At 63.7% G+C, this 18,700-nt stretch carries 15 protein-coding genes; all 15 read left to right on the top strand.

The window, feature by feature from the left end; genetic code table 11:
- Positions 1-50: 50 nt before the first annotated feature.
- The gene (locus PSUB009319_RS13555; protein WP_124382748.1) at positions 51-707 is read left to right on the top strand and encodes an SCP2 domain-containing protein; all 657 of its coding nucleotides are present in this window, start codon (positions 51-53) and stop codon (positions 705-707) included.
- Complete coding sequence (gene ubiB, locus PSUB009319_RS13550; RefSeq protein WP_124382747.1) at positions 704-2,281, top strand: ubiquinone biosynthesis regulatory protein kinase UbiB; 1,578 nt, start codon at positions 704-706, stop codon at positions 2,279-2,281. Before PSUB009319_RS13555 ends, ubiB begins: the two co-directional genes overlap by 4 nt.
- 25 nt (positions 2,282-2,306) lie before the next feature.
- Entirely contained in the window at positions 2,307-2,936 is a 630-nt protein-coding gene (locus PSUB009319_RS13545; protein WP_124382746.1) for a methyltransferase domain-containing protein, read from the top strand.
- A 231-nt stretch (positions 2,937-3,167) separates the two neighbouring features.
- Positions 3,168-4,607 carry a sodium:solute symporter family protein gene (locus tag PSUB009319_RS13540; RefSeq protein WP_124382745.1) on the top strand — a complete coding sequence of 480 codons (1,440 nt, stop codon included), beginning with the start codon at positions 3,168-3,170 and terminating at the stop codon, positions 4,605-4,607.
- 245 nt (positions 4,608-4,852) lie between these two features.
- Positions 4,853-5,206, top strand: coding sequence for an FmdB family zinc ribbon protein (locus tag PSUB009319_RS13535; RefSeq protein WP_124382744.1), 354 nt, complete (start codon positions 4,853-4,855; stop codon positions 5,204-5,206).
- A 31-nt stretch (positions 5,207-5,237) separates the two neighbouring features.
- A complete protein-coding gene (locus PSUB009319_RS13530; RefSeq protein WP_124382743.1) occupies positions 5,238-5,975 on the top strand; it encodes a DUF502 domain-containing protein in 738 nt (245 codons plus the stop codon).
- A gap of 55 nt (positions 5,976-6,030) precedes the next feature.
- Positions 6,031-7,902, top strand: a complete 1,872-nt coding sequence (gene aspS, locus PSUB009319_RS13525) for an aspartate--tRNA ligase (RefSeq protein WP_124382742.1) — start codon at positions 6,031-6,033, stop codon at positions 7,900-7,902.
- Between the two features lie 163 nt (positions 7,903-8,065).
- Positions 8,066-8,926, top strand: a complete 861-nt coding sequence (locus PSUB009319_RS13520; protein ID WP_124382741.1) for a hypothetical protein — start codon at positions 8,066-8,068, stop codon at positions 8,924-8,926.
- Positions 8,927-9,043: 117 nt separating this feature from the next.
- A complete protein-coding gene (nudB, locus tag PSUB009319_RS13515; protein ID WP_124382740.1) occupies positions 9,044-9,529 on the top strand; it encodes a dihydroneopterin triphosphate diphosphatase in 486 nt (161 codons plus the stop codon).
- Between the two features lies 1 nt (position 9,530).
- Positions 9,531-10,277: an endonuclease/exonuclease/phosphatase family protein gene (locus tag PSUB009319_RS13510; protein WP_124382739.1), complete on the top strand. Its 747-nt coding sequence runs from the start codon at positions 9,531-9,533 to the stop codon at positions 10,275-10,277.
- A complete protein-coding gene (gene clsB, locus PSUB009319_RS13505) occupies positions 10,274-11,542 on the top strand; it encodes a cardiolipin synthase ClsB (RefSeq protein WP_124382738.1) in 1,269 nt (422 codons plus the stop codon). Before PSUB009319_RS13510 ends, clsB begins: the two co-directional genes overlap by 4 nt.
- A gap of 40 nt (positions 11,543-11,582) precedes the next feature.
- On the top strand, positions 11,583-13,247 hold the full coding sequence (locus tag PSUB009319_RS13500) for an acyl CoA:acetate/3-ketoacid CoA transferase (RefSeq protein ID WP_124382737.1): 1,665 nt from the start codon (positions 11,583-11,585) through the stop codon (positions 13,245-13,247).
- A gap of 414 nt (positions 13,248-13,661) precedes the next feature.
- Positions 13,662-14,252 (top strand): TetR/AcrR family transcriptional regulator, encoded by a 591-nt coding sequence (locus tag PSUB009319_RS13495; protein WP_021196492.1) that lies wholly within the window; start codon positions 13,662-13,664, stop codon positions 14,250-14,252.
- A gap of 49 nt (positions 14,253-14,301) precedes the next feature.
- Positions 14,302-16,089, top strand: coding sequence for an acyl-CoA dehydrogenase C-terminal domain-containing protein (locus tag PSUB009319_RS13490; protein WP_124382736.1), 1,788 nt, complete (start codon positions 14,302-14,304; stop codon positions 16,087-16,089).
- Positions 16,090-16,165: 76 nt separating this feature from the next.
- Positions 16,166-18,688, top strand: a complete 2,523-nt coding sequence (locus PSUB009319_RS13485) for a 3-hydroxyacyl-CoA dehydrogenase/enoyl-CoA hydratase family protein (protein ID WP_124382735.1) — start codon at positions 16,166-16,168, stop codon at positions 18,686-18,688.
- Positions 18,689-18,700 lie beyond the last annotated feature (12 nt).

Raw genomic sequence — 18,700 nt, 5'->3', positions numbered from 1 at the left:
CTAGCCCGCTTTTTTGCTGCTTTCTTGCTGTTTTTGCGCACCATCACCGCATGTCTTCGACAGCCACTTCGTCTCCGTTTCCGCTTGTGCTGATGCAGCCGCTGCTGCTCGCGCTCAACCATCTGCTGCGCCAGGAGCCCTGGGCGCAGGAGACACTGCGGCCGTTCGCGGGCCGCGTGGCGCGCTTTGATCTGGCGCCCATGTCGATGACGTTGCAGGTGGACGCCACTGGCCTGGTGACGGCTCCCGAGCCTGACATTGCCCCGGCCGTGACCGTGGTGGTGCCGCTTGCAGCGGCTGCCAGCGATTACGCCACGGGTGGGCAGGCTGCCGTGCTCAAGCACGTGCGCATTGAAGGTGAGGCCGAATTTGCCAACATTCTATCGACGCTGCTACGCAACCTGCGCTGGGATGCGGCGGAGGACCTCTCGCGCGTGTTTGGCGACGTGATTGCGCAGCGCATGGTGAGCGGCGCGCAGGCTGCCCGCATCGAAGCCACGCGCGTTGGCCGTTCGCTGGCGGAGTCGGTGGCGTCGTACCTGACCGATGAGCAACCGACGCTCGTGCGCCACGCGCGCCTTACCCAGTTCGCCGCCGATGTGGCTGCGCTGCGCGATACCGAAGCGCGCTTGGTCAAGCGCCTGGAGCGGCTTGAAAAGCTCGAACGCCCGGCTGCCCGGACCGCACGTCGAGGTGAATCGGCATGACGCGCTTCTTCCGGCTGGGCAAGATCATTTTCGTCATTCTGTACTACGGGCTGGATCAGCTCGCGTTGTCCGGCTTCAAGAGCCGGCGCATTCGCGTGCTGGTCTGGCTGCTGACGCTGGGCCGCAAGCCCAAGCGCCCGCGCGGAGAGCGCCTGCGCTTGGCGCTGGAGCAGCTCGGTCCCATCTTCGTGAAGTTTGGGCAGGTGCTGTCAACACGGCGCGACCTGCTGCCGCCCGATGTGGCCGATGAACTGGCCAAGCTGCAGGATCGCGTGCCGCCGTTTGACCCGAAGGTGGCGGCGGCCATCGTGGAGAAATCGCTTGGCAAGCCGCTGTCGGCGCTGTTCCATCGCTTTGACCATCACCCGGTGGCGAGCGCGTCGATTGCGCAGGTGCATTTCGCCACGCTGCGAGGCGGCCCGGACGACGGCCGCGAGGTAGCGGTGAAGGTGTTGCGCCCGGGCATGCTGCCCGTGATCGACAGCGACCTTGCATTGATGCGCGACCTCGCCAAGTGGATGGAAAAACTTTGGGCCGACGCCCGGCGCCTGAAGCCGCGCGAGGTGGTCGCCGAGTTCGATAAGTATCTGCACGACGAGCTTGATCTGATGCGCGAGGCGGCCAACGCCAGCCAGTTGCGCCGCAATTTCGCCAAGTCCGGTCTGCTGCTGGTGCCCGAGGTGTTCTGGGACTGGTGCACATCGGAAGTGTTCGTGATGGAGCGCATGCACGGCATGCGTATCTCGCACACGGAAGAGCTCCGCGCCGCCGGCGTTGACATGCACAAGCTCGCGCGCGACGGTGTGGAGATCTTCTTTACGCAGGTTTTCCGCGACGGCTTCTTCCACGCCGACATGCACCCCGGCAACATCCTCGTGAGCGTGGCACCCGAGACGCTGGGCCGCTATATCGCGTTGGATTTCGGCATCGTTGGGGCGCTGTCGGAGTTCGACAAGAACTACCTTGCGCAGAACTTCCTGGCGTTTTTCCAGCGCGACTACCATCGTGTGGCGGTGCTCCATATCGAATCCGGCTGGGCGCCGGAAGAGACGCGTGTGGAAGAACTGGAGGGCGCCATCCGTGCGTGCTGCGAGCCGTATTTCGACCGGCCGCTGGGCGAGATATCGCTGGGCCTTGTGCTGATGCGCCTGTTCCAGACCTCGCGCCGCTTCAACGTTGAAGTGCAGCCGCAACTCGTGCTGCTGCAGAAGACGCTGCTCAACGTGGAAGGCCTGGGCCGCCAGCTCGATCCTGACCTCGATCTGTGGAAAACCGCCAAGCCTTTTCTCGAACGTTGGATGCATGAGCAGATCGGTTGGCGCGGTTTTGTCGAGCGCCTGAAGGTGGAGGCGCCGCAGTGGGCCAACAAGCTGCCAGACCTTCCGCGCCTGGTGCATCAGATTTTGGATCGCCATTCCCGCGAAGATGGCAACGCGCAGACCGCCGCGCTCACGGCGCTGCTGGCCGAGCAAAAGCGCACGAACCGGCTTTTGTCGGCCGCGCTGCTGTTTGTTGGCGGATTTGCGGTCGGCATTGTCGCCACGCATGTGCTGGCCTGGATGGCCCGCTACTGATCCTCAGAACCACTCCTGAACCGCCATGGCCGAATCGCCCGTCTTTCAATCCCGTGACGCCGCTGACCCCGCTTTCTGGGACGAGCGCTTCAGCCGCGAGCACACCCCCTGGGATGCAGCCGGCGTGCCCGCCGCGTTCCGGCAGTTCTGCCAAGCGCAACCAACGCCACTTTCCACGCTGATTCCCGGTTGCGGCAACGCCTATGAGGCCGGATGGCTGGCCGACCGTGCCTGGCCGGTTACCGCCATCGACTTTGCACCAAGCGCTGTGGCATCGGCCAAGGCTTTGCTGGGTCCGCATGCTGAGGTGGTGGAGTTGGCCGATTTCTTCCGCTTTGTGCCGCGCCGCCCGGTGCAATGGATTTACGAACGCGCTTTCCTGTGCGCGATGCCGCGTCGCCTGTGGCCCGACTACGCAGCGCAGGTGGCGAAGTTGCTGCCACCGGGTGGGTTGCTGGCCGGCTTCTTTGCAGTGATCGAGGGCCGCGAGGCAGTCACCAAGGGGCCGCCGTTCGAGACCACGCAGCCCGAACTGGACGCGCTGCTGTCACCCGCATTCGAGCGCATCAGCGATACACCCATCGCCGAGGCGGATTCGATTCCGGTGTTTGCCGGCCGCGAGCGCTGGCAAGTCTGGCGTCGCCGCGCCGATTGATATGCCTTAGCGGCCAGTGTTGGTGCGAAGCAACATTGGCCGTGGTCAACAAAAAGCCTGCGGACGCCCGTTGCGGGCCGCCGCCCAAAAATGGGGCAGGCAGCGCGGCATTCGTGGTCGCACCGATGCCCCGGCGCCCAGTCCCGTCGCTATAATCCCGCCACTTTGCCCGGCGCCCCAGGGCTCCAAACCGGGCTGCCATGGGGTTTTCCAGCTTCTTTCCGCGCTGCCATGCTGATCTGGTTCGTCATTATTTACTGGGTGATTTCGGTCGGGATCGGCCTGTGGGCTGCACTGCGCGTGCGCAATACCGCCGATTTCGCGGTGGCTGGCCGCAGCCTGCCGTTCTATGTCGTGACCGCCACGGTGTTTGCCACCTGGTTCGGCTCCGAGGCGGTGCTCGGGATTCCCGCAGAATTTCTCAAGGACGGCCTGCATGGCGTGGTGGCAGATCCGTTCGGTTCGTCGCTGTGCCTGATCCTGGTGGGGCTGTTTTTTGCCAAGCCGCTGTACCGGATGAACCTGCTCACCATTGGTGACTTCTACCGCAACCGCTTTGGCCGCACGGCCGAAACGTTGACCACCCTGTGCATCGTCGTGTCCTACCTGGGCTGGGTGGCGGCACAGATCAAGGCGTTGGGCCTGGTGTTCTATACCGTGTCTGACGGTGCGGTTTCGCAGGATCTCGGGATGATGATCGGTGCAGGCAGCGTGCTGGTCTACACGCTGTTCGGCGGCATGTGGTCGGTGGCGGTGACCGACTTCATCCAGATGATCATCATCGTGATCGGCATGCTGTATATCGGCTGGGAAGTGTCGGGCCAGGCCGGCGGCGTGGGCACGGTGGTGGCGCACGCGGCGGCGTCGGGCAAGTTCTCGTTCTGGCCGGCGTTCAACCCGATCGAGGTGATCGGTTTTGTGACGGCGTGGATCACCATGATGCTCGGCTCGATTCCACAGCAGGACGTGTTCCAGCGTGTGACCTCGTCGCGCACCGAGCGCATCGCGGGCACAGCCTCGGTGCTGGGCGGTGTGCTGTACTTCATGTTTGCGTTCGTGCCGATGTTCCTCGCGTATTCCGCTACGCTGATCGACCCGGCAATGGTCGCCAAGTACATCGAGACTGACTCGCAGATGATCCTGCCCAATCTGGTGCTGCAGCATGCGCCGATCTTTGCGCAGGTGATGTTCTTCGGCGCGCTGCTCTCGGCCATCAAGAGCTGCGCGAGCGCGACGCTGCTGGCGCCGTCCGTGACATTTGCCGAAAACGTGTTGCGGCCGCTGCTGCCGAACATGGATGACAGGCGCTTCCTCCGTGTGATGCAGGCGGTGGTGCTGATCTTCACGATGCTGGTAACGCTGTTTGCGCTGAACTCGCACCTGTCGATTTTTCACATGGTTGAAAGCGCCTACAAGGTCACACTGGTGGCCGCGTTTGTGCCGCTGGCCTTCGGCCTGTTCTGGAAGCGTGCGACCAAGCAGGGTGGCCTCTTGGCCATCATCCTGGGCCTGGCAGCGTGGATCTGGTGCGAAGTGTCTCTGCCGGATGCGATGCTTCCGCCCCAATTGGTGGGCCTGCTGGCCAGCTTCGGGGCGATGATTATCGGCTCGCTCGGCCCTCAATGGATCGAGAACCGCGCGCCGACCACCAAGGCGGCTACGCAAGCCTGATCGTGCTGCCGCAGGCGTGCGCGGCGTGCCACTTTGTCGCGCACTGCCACTGCCCGCTCCGAATCTGCGGTCGGGAATTCCCTCAAAAGGGTTTATAATTCAAGGCTTTGCGCGCCAGCACTTGTATCGCGCGCAGTTGCCCCGATCTTTCGCGAGCCCGCCCGCATTGACTGCATCGTGTTCGCGGCCTGCGCGGGCAATCCTATTGCTTTCTTGTCATTTGTTTGTTCCAGGGTGAGGACACCATGCCGATCTATGCTTATCGATGCGACGCCTGCGGCCACGCCAAAGATGTGCTGCAGAAGATGAGCGACGCTCCGCTGACGGATTGCCCCGCGTGCGGCGCGCCGGCGTTCAAGAAGCAGCTCACCGCTGCCGGTTTCCAGCTCAAGGGTTCGGGCTGGTACGTGACGGACTTCCGCGGTGGCTCGGGCGGCGCATCGGCTGCTGCTGGCGCCGGTACGGGTACGGCGGCCAAGACGGATACGGCTGCTCCGGCCGCTGCTGCCGCACCGGCCGCGTCGTCGGACAGTACGTCGTCCACCGCCGGCACGCCGGCTGCATCCGGTGGTTGCGGCACGTCGTGCGCCTGCCACTGACCGCATCGCTCACCTTTTGGTCCATCGCCCCATGAAACAGAAAACCAGCGCACTCAAGACATGGTTCCTGACCGGTCTTCTGGTGCTTGTCCCGCTTGCGATCACGCTGTGGGTGCTGTCGCTCATCATCGGCACGATGGACCAGAGCCTGGCGCTGCTGCCATCGGCGTGGCAGCCGGATCAACTGTTCGGCAGGCGAATCCCCGGCGTGGGCGCGATCCTCACGCTGGCGTTCATCCTGATTGTGGGGGTTCTGGCGCACAATTTCATTGGCCAGAAGCTGGTGACGTGGTGGGAAGCGCTGGTGGGTCGCATTCCCGTGGTCGGCCCGATTTATTCGAGCGTCAAGCAGGTGTCGGACACGCTGCTGTCGTCCAACGGCAATGCGTTCCGCAAGGCACTGCTGGTGCAATACCCGCGCGAGGGCTCGTGGACGATCGCCTTCCTGACCGGCCGCCCCGGCGGTGACGTCGAGAACCACCTGCAGGGCGAGTACGTCAGCGTATATGTGCCTACCACGCCCAACCCGACCTCGGGCTTCTTCCTGATGATGCCCAAGGCCGACACGATCGAGCTGGACATGTCGGTGGATGCGGCGCTCAAGTACATCGTATCGATGGGGGTGGTGGCGCCCGAAGCGTTGCCGCGCCGCATGGACCCGCCCGATGCATCGCCACAGACGGAGGACCGGTCGCCGGCTCAAGGGCCGCGCGACCCTTCGAATCCGACCGCGCTGCCTGCAGAGGGCGGCGCCATCGCGGCACCCTGAGCCGGCGAGACGAACGAAGTCGAATCGACGCTGGCCTCTCTCCCGATCAACTTTCATGCGCGACGCTTCATTGGCGGCGCGCTTCGCGGAAAACCACAACATGCAAATGCGTACTCAATACTGCGGTCAGGTCACCGAACAACTGCTCGGCCAGAGCGTCACGCTGTCAGGCTGGGCGCATCGCCGTCGCGACCACGGCGGCGTGATCTTCATCGACCTGCGCGACCGTGAAGGCCTGGTGCAGGTCGTGTGCGACCCGGACCGCCCCGAGATGTTCAAGGTGGCAGAAGGCGTGCGTAACGAGTTCTGTCTGCAGGTGAAGGGCATCGTGCGCGCTCGCCCGGAAGGCACCACCAACGCCAACCTCATCAGCGGCAAGGTCGAAGTACTGTGCCATGAGCTGACTGTGCTCAACGCCTCCGTTACGCCGCCGTTCCAGCTGGACGACGACAACCTGTCGGAAACCACGCGCCTGACGCACCGCGTGCTGGACCTGCGCCGCCCGCAGATGCAATACAACCTGCGCCTGCGCTACAAGGTGGCGATGGAAGTGCGCAAGTATCTGGATGACAAGGGCTTCATCGACATCGAAACGCCGATGCTGACCAAGAGCACGCCGGAAGGCGCGCGCGATTACCTGGTGCCCTCGCGCGTGAACGCCGGCCAGTTTTTCGCGCTGCCGCAATCGCCGCAGCTCTTCAAGCAGATGCTGATGGTGTCGGGCTTCGACCGCTACTACCAGATCACCAAGTGCTTCCGCGACGAAGACCTGCGTGCTGACCGCCAGCCCGAGTTCACCCAGATCGACTGCGAAACGTCGTTCCTGACCGAGCAGGAAATCCGTGATCTGTTTGAAGAGATGATCCGCACGGTGTTCAAAAACACCATGTCGGTTGAACTGGATACCAAGTTCCCGGTGATGGAGTTCCGCGAGGCGATGGCGCGCTTCGGCTCGGATAAGCCGGACCTGCGCGTCAAGCTGGAATTCACCGAGCTGACCGACGCTATGAAGGATGTCGACTTCAAGGTGTTCTCAGCCGCAGCCAATGCAGAAGGTGGCCGCGTGGTGGCCCTGCGCGTGCCGGGCGGTGCTGCCCTGTCGCGTGGCGATATCGATGCTTATGGCAAGTTTGTCGAGATCTACGGCGCCAAGGGCCTGGCCTGGATCAAGGTCAACGAAGTGGCTAAGGGCCGCGACGGTCTGCAATCGCCGATCGTGAAGAACCTGCACGACGCGGCCATCGCCGAGATCCTCAAGCGCAGCGGCGCGCAAGACGGCGACATCCTGTTCTTTGGTGCTGACCGCGCCAAGGTTGTGAACGACGCCATGGGCGCACTGCGCTTGAAGGTCGGCCATTCGGACTTCGCCAAGAGCACCGGCCTGTTCGAAGACGCCTGGAAGCCGCTGTGGGTGATCGACTTCCCGATGTTCGAGTACGACGAGGAAGACGCGCGCTGGGTGGCCATGCACCACCCGTTCACGAGCCCGAAGGACGAGCATCTGGAATACCTCGAAACCGACCCAGGCAAGTGCATCGCCAAGGCCTACGACATGGTGCTCAACGGCTGGGAAATCGGTGGCGGCTCGGTGCGGATCTACCGCGAAGAAGTGCAGAGCAAGGTGTTCCGCGCCTTGAAGATCGGCGATGAAGAAGCGCGTGCCAAGTTCGGCTTCCTGCTGGACGCACTGCAGTATGGTGCGCCTCCGCATGGCGGTATCGCGTTCGGTCTGGACCGCGTCGTCACGATGATGGCCGGTGCGGATTCGATCCGCGACGTGATCGCCTTCCCGAAGACGCAACGTGCGCAGGATCTGCTCACGCAGGCTCCGAGCCCGGTCGACGAGAAGCAACTGCGCGAACTGCACATCCGCCTGCGTGCCGCCGAGGCCAAGGTGGCTGCGCCAACGGCCGCGACGACTGCATAAGCGTCCGTATTTGCGCTGCACAACAAACCGCGCCGACCCGCAAGGGCGGCGCGGTTTGTTTTTGAGCATGCGTTGGGCTGCATGCGGCAATCGGGAACATTGCGTGCTAAACCGAATCTTTCGTTTCTGTCACGTTGGGTGACAACGAAGGAGGATGGTTTAGATGGACTACATCGACTTTGCGCGCACTTGGGTCGTCGCACATGCCGAGTTCCTGCTGACTTGGCTGATCGCCGCGCTGATGGTGATGACCTTGGCCTGGATTGAGATTCGCCGCGCCACCCGCCGCGCGGCCATGGCCATGACCGAGGCTGTGGCCACAACCGTTGCGGCTTGCGTGCCCGAGATTGCCGCGGCGGCGCAGAGCGCACATTCGGCCGCAACCCCATCGGCATCACCGTCTGGTTTGGCCAAGGCGATGCGTGCGCTGGGTCACCTATCGGCGCAGCGCATGCACTGGTTGCATGCCGTCGCCAACCTGCGTTTGCCCGAGACAGCGTTGCCACCTGCCGCACCGGGCATGCTCGTGCATCCGCTCGTGTACGACACACCGCGCGTGCTGGCCGAGGCTCACTTGGCGGCCGAGCATCGCTTTGCCGACCATGCGCGCGTCTTGCAGGCCGAACGCCGCGCCCTGCAGGCGCTTGAAACTGCCGAACGCGAGGGCACCAGCGAACTGCATCGCATTGAGCGCGAAACCTCGGCCATTGTTGAACGCTTTGACCAGGCCAACGCGCAATCGGAGCAGACCGATGTGCAGCGCTTCCTCATTCAGAAATTCAACACGCTGGGCAATCGCGAACGCGAGTTGACCACGCAGCTCGCTGCGCTGCGTCAGCAACTCGGCGAGCGCACGGAAGCGCTGTGGGCGCAATCGCAGCGCGCGGCCGACGATTATGCTGCGATGCTCGATCCGGTGCTGGCCGTGGCGCGCCGTGAGCTTGGCCACGAGACCGCCACGGACGAAACGGCACTGTGGCTCGTCCGCACCCGTACCGGGCAGGGACCGCTACGCGCTGCTTGATTGCTGCCACGGCATGGCAGCATGCTGAACGTCACGATGGCACGCTTCTGGCTGCGGTAAGCTATTGCTTTGCAGCGCGCTGGCGCTGCCCATCGAAGCACGCAGCAACCCGCACCCATGCCGCACAAGATTCCCGTCTCCGTTCTCGTCGTCATTCACACGCCAGACTTGCACGTGTTGGTGATGGAGCGGGCAGATCATCCGGGGTTCTGGCAATCCGTGACGGGCAGTTGCGATGCGCTCGACGAGCCCTTGGCCGACACCGCGCACCGCGAGGTGCTGGAAGAAACCGGCATCGACTCGGCCCAGCATCATCTGATTGACTGGGGCCATCACATCGAATACGAAATCTACCCGCGCTGGCGGCACCGCTACGCGCCGGGCATTACGCGCAACACCGAGCATTGGTTTGGCCTGCTGGTGAGCAGCAAGGTGCCGGTGCGGATGTCGCCGCGTGAGCATGTGCAGGCCGAATGGCTGCCCTATGAAGAGGCCGCCGCGCGCTGCTTCTCGCGCAGCAACGCCGAGGCCATCCTGCAGTTGCCCGAACGCATGGCCGCCTACAACGCGCGTCAAGCGGCACTGACAAAGGACCAGGTCTGACATGCTGCGTTTGCGCGTCGCCACCTACAACATCCATAAGGGCGTGACGGGTATTGCGCGGCGCGTGCGCGTGCATGACGTGCGGCAGGGCTTGCACACCATGGATGCCGACATCGTCTTCCTGCAGGAAGTGCAGGACCGTAACGACCGGCTGGTTGCCGCCGAGCTGTTCGATCCGAACTACACGCAACTGCGTTATCTGGCGACCGACGTCTATCCGCACACCGTCTACGGCCGCAACGCCGTGTACGAGCATGGACATCATGGCAACGCCATCCTGTCGCGCTTTCCGATCCTGCTGTCGGAAAACCTCGACATCTCCGACCACCGTTTCGAGCAGCGCGGCTTGTTGCACGCCGTGACTGATCTCGGCTTTGGCGAGGTGCATTTGCTGTGCGCACATTTCGGCCTGTTTGCGCGCAGCCGGCAGCGCCAGGCCGAGGCGCTCATCGACCGCGTGTGCTCCGTGGTGCCAAAGGACGCGCCGCTCGTGGTGGCGGGCGATTTCAACGATTGGAACAATCGGCTCGATCGCATGATCTGCCAGGCCCTGGCCGCTACGGAGGTGGCCGACAAGGCCGCCAATGCTCGCCCGGTGCGCACGTTTCCGAGCCACATGCCTTGGCTGAGGCTGGACCGCATCTACGTGCGCGGCTTCGACATCGAACGCGCGCACGCGCTGACCGGACGTGAGTGGGCGCAGCGCTCCGACCACGTGCCCCTGCTGGCTGAACTGGCGCGCCCATGAGGGTCGTACGCGATGCGGGTCCGCTGCGCTCCGAGTGGCGGCGGGGCAAGCCCCTGCCGGGCAATGACGTCGATCTGCTGTGCGGCGGCGCCGAGTTTTTCCCCGCATTGATCGAATCCATCGACGCCGCGCAACGCCGCGTCGCGCTCGAAACCTACATCTACACCGACGACGCTGCCGCGCACAGCGTGACCGAAGCGCTCGCGCGCGCCGCACGCCGCGGCGTAGACGTCCGCCTGACCATCGACGGCTTCGGCACCGGCTTGCTGCCTGCCGGTATCGCCGCCAAGCTGGAAGCGGTGGGCGTGACCTTGCGCATCTATCGGCCCGTGCGCGGCTTCCGCCTGCAACGGCGGTACCTGCGGCGGTTGCATCGCAAGATCGCTGTCATCGATGACGACGTGGCGTTTGTGGGCGGCATCAATATCATTGATGACCTGAACCACGCGCCATTCCACGACGCCGCGCTGGGGCCGCGCTACGACTTTGCCGTGCGGGTGAGAGGGCCGCTGGTCGCGCAGATTGCGCTGACGGTCGACCGGCTCTGGTGGCAGATGGGCGTGCGTGCGGGCGTGCGCGAGATGGGCGTGACGGGCGTTGCCGCCGAGTTTCCGGTGATGACTGATACGCCGCGGCCACGCCATCGCGGAGCATCCGGGCGAGAAAGCGATCGTGCACCGGGCACCGTGTTGGCTTCGCTGGTACTGCGCGACAACGTGCGCAACCGGCGCGCGATCGAGCGCGAGTATCTGCGCGCGCTGGGTGCGGCCCGGCACGAGGTGATCATCGCCAACGCGTACTTCCTGCCGGGCGTGCGCTTCATGCGCGCCCTGGCCGCATGCCGGCGGCGCGGTGTGCGTGTTCGCTTGTTGCTGCAGGGGCAGGTTGAATACCGATTGCAGCATTACGCGACGCGCTCGCTGTATCACTTGCTGCTACGCGATGGCGTCGAAATCTACGAATACACCGCCAGCTTCCTGCACGCCAAGGTGGCGGTGGCGGATGACCGCTGGGCCACGGTCGGCTCCAGCAATATCGACCCGTTCAGCCTGTTGCTCGCACGCGAGGCCAATGTGGTCGCCTGGGATGCCACCGTCGCCAGCGAATTGCGCAGCGCGCTGGAAGAGGCCATCGCACATCACGCGCGCCGCATCTTGGCCGATGCGCACGCCGCACGCCGCTGGTGGTGGCGATTGGCGGATTGGTGCGCCTACCGGCTCGTGCGCCTGGGCGTGGTCATCAGCGGGCGCGCAGCACAGTATTAGCGGTACAGGTATCTAAAAAACACAACAAGACGGAGGAGACATGCAAGTCATCACAGCCGATGAAGCGGCGCGGTTGGTGCAGCCAGGTTGGACAGTCGCGTGCGCCGGGTTTGTCGGCGCGGGCCATGCAGAGGCCGTCACGCATGCGCTGGAACGCCGCTTTCTGACCACCGGCGAGCCGCGCGATCTCACGCTGGTCTACTCCGCCGGGCAGGGCGATCGTGCCACGCGCGGCGTCAACCATTTCGGCAATCCTGGCATGACGCGCTGTGTGGTCGGCGGCCATTGGCGTTCCGCCACGCGGCTGGCAGACATGGCACTCGCTGAGCAATGCGATGCGTTCAACGTGCCGCAGGGCGTGCTCACGCATCTGTATCGCGCTATCGCGGGCGGCAAGCCTGGCGTGCTGACCAAAATGGGTCTGCACACTTTTGTCGATCCACGCACGGAGCTTGATGCGCGTTACCAGGGCGCCGCCATAAATGCGCGCGCCAAGGCGGCACGTTCGGCGGGCTCAGCCTCGTGGGTCGAGTACGAACGCTTTCGCGGCGAAGACTACCTGTTCTACCCCAGCTTCCCGCTGCACTGCGTCTTCCTGCGCGGCACGGCGGCCGACCCGCGCGGCAACATCAGCACACACGAAGAAGCCTTCCATCACGAACTGCTGGCCATGGCGCAGGCTGCGCGCAACTCCGGCGGCATCGTCATCGCGCAGGTGCGTCGGCTGGTTGATCGGCATGACAACCTCCAGGCGATTCACGTGCCAGGCATCCTCGTCGATTATGTGGTTGTTGCTGATGACGAAGCCGAACACCAGATGACCTTTGGCGAGGCGTTCAATCCGACGTACATCCGCCCCTGGCAAGGCGAGGCGACTCAACTCAAGGAAGACGCCATCGAAGCCGGTGAAGCATTGGAAACCAGCCTGCACGGTGCCCTTGATGCTCGGACGCTGGTGCAGCGCCGCGCCGTGTTGGAACTGATGGCGCAGCAGCCGCGCGTGGTGAACCTGGGCGTCGGCATGCCGGCCGCTGTCGGTGCCTTGGCCGAACAGGAGGGCGCGCGTGGCTTCACGCTCACCGTGGAAGCCGGTCCTATCGGTGGCACGCCAGCAGATGGCTTGAGTTTTGGCGCATCGGCGTATCCCGAAGCCGTGGTCGACCAACCCGCGCAGTTCGACTTCTACGAAGGCGGCGGCATCGACCTCGCCATCCTCGGTCTCGCTGAATTGGATGGCGCCGGCAACGTCAACGTGAGCCTGTTCGGCGAGGGCGGCGATACCGTAGTCGCGGGTGTCGGCGGCTTTATCAACATCACGCAGAGCGCACGCTCGGTGGTGTTCATGGGCACGCTCACCGCCGGCGGCCTGCAGGTCGAGGCGGAAGACGGCAAGCTGCGCATCGTGCGGGAAGGGCGGCTCAAGAAGATCGTGCCCGCCGTGTCGCACCTCACCTTCAACGGCGAGTACGCGGCGCGCTCTGGCATTCCGGTGCGCTATGTGACCGAGCGCGCCGTCTTCGAAATGCGTGAGGACGGGCGGGGTGGCCGGCGCCTTACGCTCACCGAAATCGCACCCGGCATCGACCTGCAGCGTGACGTGCTCGACCAATGCGCCGCAGAAGTCGCCGTGGCAGCCGACCTGCGTGAAATGGACGTGCGCATCTTCCGCCGCGGCCCCATGTGTGCAGGCATCACGCCGGTCTGATTTTCGGCCTGTTTATTTACTGATGGGTAGCACTAGAAAACCCGTCGAGCATGCTGCGCTGCACGCGTTTCATGGGTGCAGCGCACACCCAGCAAAGTCTTTTGATTAAAGGGTTTGCGGGATTCACGCTGCAGCGCGAAAGTCGCCTTTCCGGTGCTTTCATTTAGATGCGCCTTTCTAATAAAACACTTGCCGCTATACAGGGCCCTGTAAATAATTGAACGACCGTTCGATTTTGGGCTAGAGTGTTTGCGCAGGCTGGTTTACAGTCCTGCCCGGCACGCGAAAGGCGCCCTGCAAGAAGCCAGTTTTTCGCGTGTCACGCCCCAGAAAAGAACGGAGAGAAACATCATGCGTCACCCGACCGCTCGTCTTGAATCGACTCATGCAGCGACGCACGCAGCAGCCACGCCGATGCGCAAAGGCGAGCTGACGCGTGCAGCGATTCTCGATGCCGCGCTGGAACTGGCCTCGCGCGACGGATTGGAAGGATTGACGATCGGTGTGCTCGCGGAGCGCATGCAGATGAGCAAGAGCGGGGTGTTCGCGCACTTCGGTTCACGCGAGGATCTGCAAGTGGAAGTGGTTCGCGAGTATCACAAACGGTTCGAGCAGGAAGTCTTCTACCCGAGCTTGACGGAACCGCGCGGTCTGCCGCGCCTGTGGAGCATGGTGCGGCGCTGGATGGAACGCCGCATTCAGGAAGTGACCACGGGCTGCATCTATATCAGCGGCGCGGTGGAGTACGACGATCGTGCCGAAAGCCCGGTGCGCGACGAACTCGTCAAGAGCGTGACGATCTGGCGTGCAGCATTGGCCCGCGCGATCGCACAGGCAAAGGAAGAAGGCCATCTGCGTGCAGAAGCGGACCCGCAGTTGATGCTCTTCGAGATGTACAGCCTGGAGCTGGGTCTGCATCACGATGCGCGTTTCCTGCGGTTGCCGAATAGCGCCGAGCTGGCCATGGTGGCGCTTAACAAACTCATTCAGTCTTACCGTACCTGACGCGGCAGCACACCTAGCAGGCCGCGCAGCAACACCTAAGGAGCCCAAGATGGGTCAATACACCGCACCGTTGCGCGACATGCAGTTTGTCCTCCATGAGCTTCTCGGCGTCGAGAACCACCTGAAGGAGATGCCGCAGCACGCGGAGATCGATGCCGACACCATCAATCAGGTGATCGAGGAAGCCGGCAAGTTCTGCTCGGAAGTCATCTTCCCGATCAACCAATCCGGCGATCGCGAAGGCTGCACGTACCATGGCGACGGCGTGGTGACCGCACCCAAGGGCTTCAAGGAAGCGTATCAACAGTATGTCGAGGCTGGCTGGCCCGCACTGGGCTGCGATCCGGAATATGGTGGCCAGGGCCTGCCCATCCTGATCAACAACGCGTTGTACGAGATGCTGAACTCGGCCAACCAGGCGTGGACGATGTACCCGGGCCTGTCGCACGGCGCGTATGAAGCCTTGCACGCGCACGGCACCGATGAACTCAAGCAGCGTTACCTGCCCAAGCTGGTCTCGGGCGTGTGGACTGGCACGATGTGCCTGACCGAGCCGCACTGCGGCACCGACCTCGGCATCCTGCGTACCAAGGCCGAACCGCTGGCCGATGGCTCGTACGCCATCACCGGCACGAAGATTTTCATCTCGGCAGGCGAGCATGACCTGTCTGAAAACATCATCCACCTGGTGCTGGCCCGCCTGCCGGATGCACCCGGCGGCACGAAGGGTATCTCGCTGTTTGTGGTGCCGAAGTTCATCCCCGATGCCAACGGCAACCCGGGCGAGCGCAACACGGTGAAGTGCGGCTCCATCGAGCACAAGATGGGCATTCACGGCAACGCGACCTGCGTGATCAACCTGGACGGCGCACGCGGCTGGATGGTTGGCGAGCCGAACAAGGGCCTGAACGCCATGTTCGTGATGATGAACGCCGCCCGCCTGGGCGTTGGCATGCAGAGCCTGGGCCTGACCGAAGTCGCGTACCAAAACTCGGCCGCCTACGCCAAGGAACGTCTGCAGATGCGCAGCCTGTCGGGCCCGAAGGCACCGGACAAGCCGGCCGACCCGATCATCGTGCACCCGGACGTGCGCCGCATGCTGCTGACGCAGCGCGCCTTTGCCGAAGGCGGCCGCGCATTCTCGTACTGGATCGCGCTGCAGATCGACCGCGAGCTGTCGCATTCGGACGAAGCCGCACGCAAGGATGCCGCTGATCTGGTTGCGCTGCTCACCCCGATCGCCAAGGCTTTCCTGAGCGACAACGCATTCATCTCCACCAACGAAGGCATGCAGGTCTTCGGCGGCCACGGCTACATTGCCGAATGGGGCATGGAGCAGTACGTGCGCGACGCCCGCATCAACATGATCTACGAAGGCACGAACACCGTGCAGTCGCTGGATCTGCTGGGCCGCAAAATTCTGGGCGACATGGGCGCCAAGATGAAGAAGTTCGGCAAGCTGGTGCAGGACTTCGTGGAAGCCGAAGGCACCAACGAAGCCATGCAGGAGTTCGTCAACCCACTGGCCGACATCGGTGACAAGGTCCAGAAGCTGACCATGGAAATCGGCATGAAGGCCATGGCGAACCCGGACGAAGTGGGCGCGGCTGCTGTGCCGTACCTGCGTGTGGTCGGCCATCTGGTGTTCTCGTATTTCTGGGCTCGCATGGCCAAGATCGCCCTGGAAAAGCAAGACAGCGGCGACACGTTCTACAAGGTCAAGCTGGCGACCGCACGCTTCTACTTTGCCAAGCTGTTGCCTGAGACGGCTTCGCAGATTCGCATGGCACGTGCCGGCGGCGCGACGCTGATGGCACTCGAAGCCGACCTGTTCTAATCAGGCGCAATCCCCCGGGGCGACGCGCACAGACCGTCGCCCCAATCGTCTCTTCCTCACCTCCCGCGAGGACACCATGACCCGCACTGAACTCTCCACCAGCGCGCAGCTGCAGGCCGGCCAGCGCTCCAACTTCCTCGTCCGACGCGTGGCCGTCCTGGGCGCCGGCGTGATGGGCGCGCAGATTGCCGCGCACCTCGTCAACGCCAAGGTTCCCGTCACGCTGTTCGACCTTCCGGCCAAGGACAAGGACGGGGCAGGGGCCCCGTCCGCTTCCTCTCCTGCGAAGAGCGGCATCGCGCTCAAGGCCATTGAGAATCTGAAGAAGCTGTCGCCGGCGCCGCTGGGCATCAAAGACGATGCCAACCTGATCCAGGCCGCCAACTACGAAGACGACATCGAAAAGCTGCGCGATTGCGACCTCGTGATCGAAGCGATTGCCGAGCGCATGGACTGGAAGCACGACCTGTACAAGAAGGTCGCGCCGCACATCGCACCGCACGCGATCTTCGCGTCGAACACGTCGGGCTTGTCGATCACCGAACTGTCGGATGGTTTTGACGCCGAGCTGAAGTCGCGCTTCTGCGGCGTGCATTTCTTCAACCCGCCGCGCTACATGCATCTGGTCGAGTTGATTCCGACGGCACACACGCGTGGTGACATCCTCGACAAGCTGGAAACGTTCCTCACCTCCGCGCTCGGCAAGGGCGTGGTGCGCGCGAAGGACACGCCAAACTTCATCGCCAATCGCGTCGGCATTTTCTCGATCCTGGCGGTGTTTGCGGAATCGGCCAAGTACGGTATTCCGTTTGATGTGGTGGATGACCTGACCGGCTCGAAGCTGGGTCGCGCCAAGTCGGCGACGTTCCGCACGGCGGACGTGGTGGGCCTGGACACGATGGCGCACGTCATCAAGACGATGCAGGACAACCTGAAGGATGATCCGTTCGCGCCGGTCTACGCCACGCCGCCCGTGCTGGCCAAGCTGGTGGAAGCAGGTGCCCTGGGCCAGAAGAGCGGTGCCGGCTTCTACAAGAAAGAAGGCAAGGACATCAAGGTGCTGGACCCGCAGAGCGGCCAGTACGGCCCGAGCGGCAAGAAAGCTGACGAGCTGGTCGTACGCATCCTGAAGAAAGAGCCGGCCGAGCGTCTGAAGCTGCTGCGTGAATCGACGAATCCGCAGGCGCAGTTCCTGTGGGCGGTGTTCCGCGACGTGTTCCACTACATCGCTGTGTACCTGGAGCAGATTGCGGATTCGGCTGCGGAAGTCGATCTGGCGATCCGTTGGGGCTTCGGCTGGAACAGCGGCCCGTTCGAAGACTGGCAAGAGGCCGGCTGGAAGCAGGTGGCCGAGTGGGTGAAGGAAGACATTGAAGCCGGTAAGGCGCTGTCGAACGCAGCGCTGCCGCAGTGGGTGTTTTCGGGCCCGGTGGCGGACAACGGCGGTGTGCATTCGGCGCAAGGTTCGTGGTCGGCAAAATCGGCAACCGAAGGCACTTTCCTGTCGCGCAGCACCCTGCCGGTGTACGGCCGCCAGGTGTTCCGCGCGCCGATCAAGGGCGCGACTACGGTCAACCCGCTCACCTACGGCAAGACCATCGAAGAAACCGATGCCGTGCGCATCTGGGTGGACGATGCGGCTGGTCAGGACGATGTGCTGATCGTCTCGTTCAAGAGCAAGATGAACACGATCGGCCCGAGCGTTATCGACGGCATCACGCGTGCCATCGACCTGGCCGAAGCCGGTTACAAGGGCCTGGTAGTGTGGCAGCCGACGTCGCTCAAGCTGGGTGCGCCGGGTGGTCCGTTCTCCGCAGGTGCGAACCTGGAAGAAGCCATGCCGGCTTTCATGATGGGTGGCGCCAAGGGCATCGAGCCGTTCGTCAAGAAGTTCCAGGACGGCATGATGCGCGTGAAGTACGCCGGCGTGCCGGTCGTGTCCGCTGCGTCGGGCATTGCGCTGGGTGGCGGCTGTGAACTGCTGCTGCACTCGGCCAAGCGTGTGGCTGCGCTGGAAACGTATATCGGTCTGGTGGAAGTGGGCGTGGGCCTGGTGCCGGCCGGCGGCGGCCTGAAGGAAGCGGCACTGGCAGCAGCCAAGGCGGCACAGGCTGCAGGCAGCACCAACATCCTGCAATTCCTGACCAACCGCTTCCAGGCGGCGGCCATGGCCAAGGTGTCGTCTTCGGCGCTGGACGCGCAGAAGATCGGTTACTTGCAACCGACCGACACCATCGTCTTCAACGTGCACGAGCTGCTGCATGTGGCGCGCAACGAAGTGCGTGCGCTGGCCGACTCGGGCTACCGCGCGCCGCTGCGTCCGGTGGGTATTCCGGTGGCAGGCCGTTCGGGCATCGCAACCATCAAGGCGTCGCTGGTGAACATGCGTGACGGCGGCTTTATCTCGCAGCACGACTTCACGATCGCCTCGCGCATTGCCGAGGCTGTGTGCGGCGGCGACGTAGAAGCCGGCGCGCTGGTGGACGAAGAATGGCTGCTGGCGCTGGAGCGCAAGGCGTTCGTCGATCTGCTGGGCAGCGCCAAGACGCAGGAACGCATCATGGGCATGCTCCAAACGGGCAAGCCGGTGCGTAACTAATTTGCTGCGACG

Source organism: Ralstonia sp. SET104 (assembly GCF_003851545.1).
Classification (GTDB): domain Bacteria; phylum Pseudomonadota; class Gammaproteobacteria; order Burkholderiales; family Burkholderiaceae; genus Ralstonia.
Note: the sequence above shows the minus strand (reverse complement) of the source record. Positions and strands in the feature narration are given on the sequence as shown.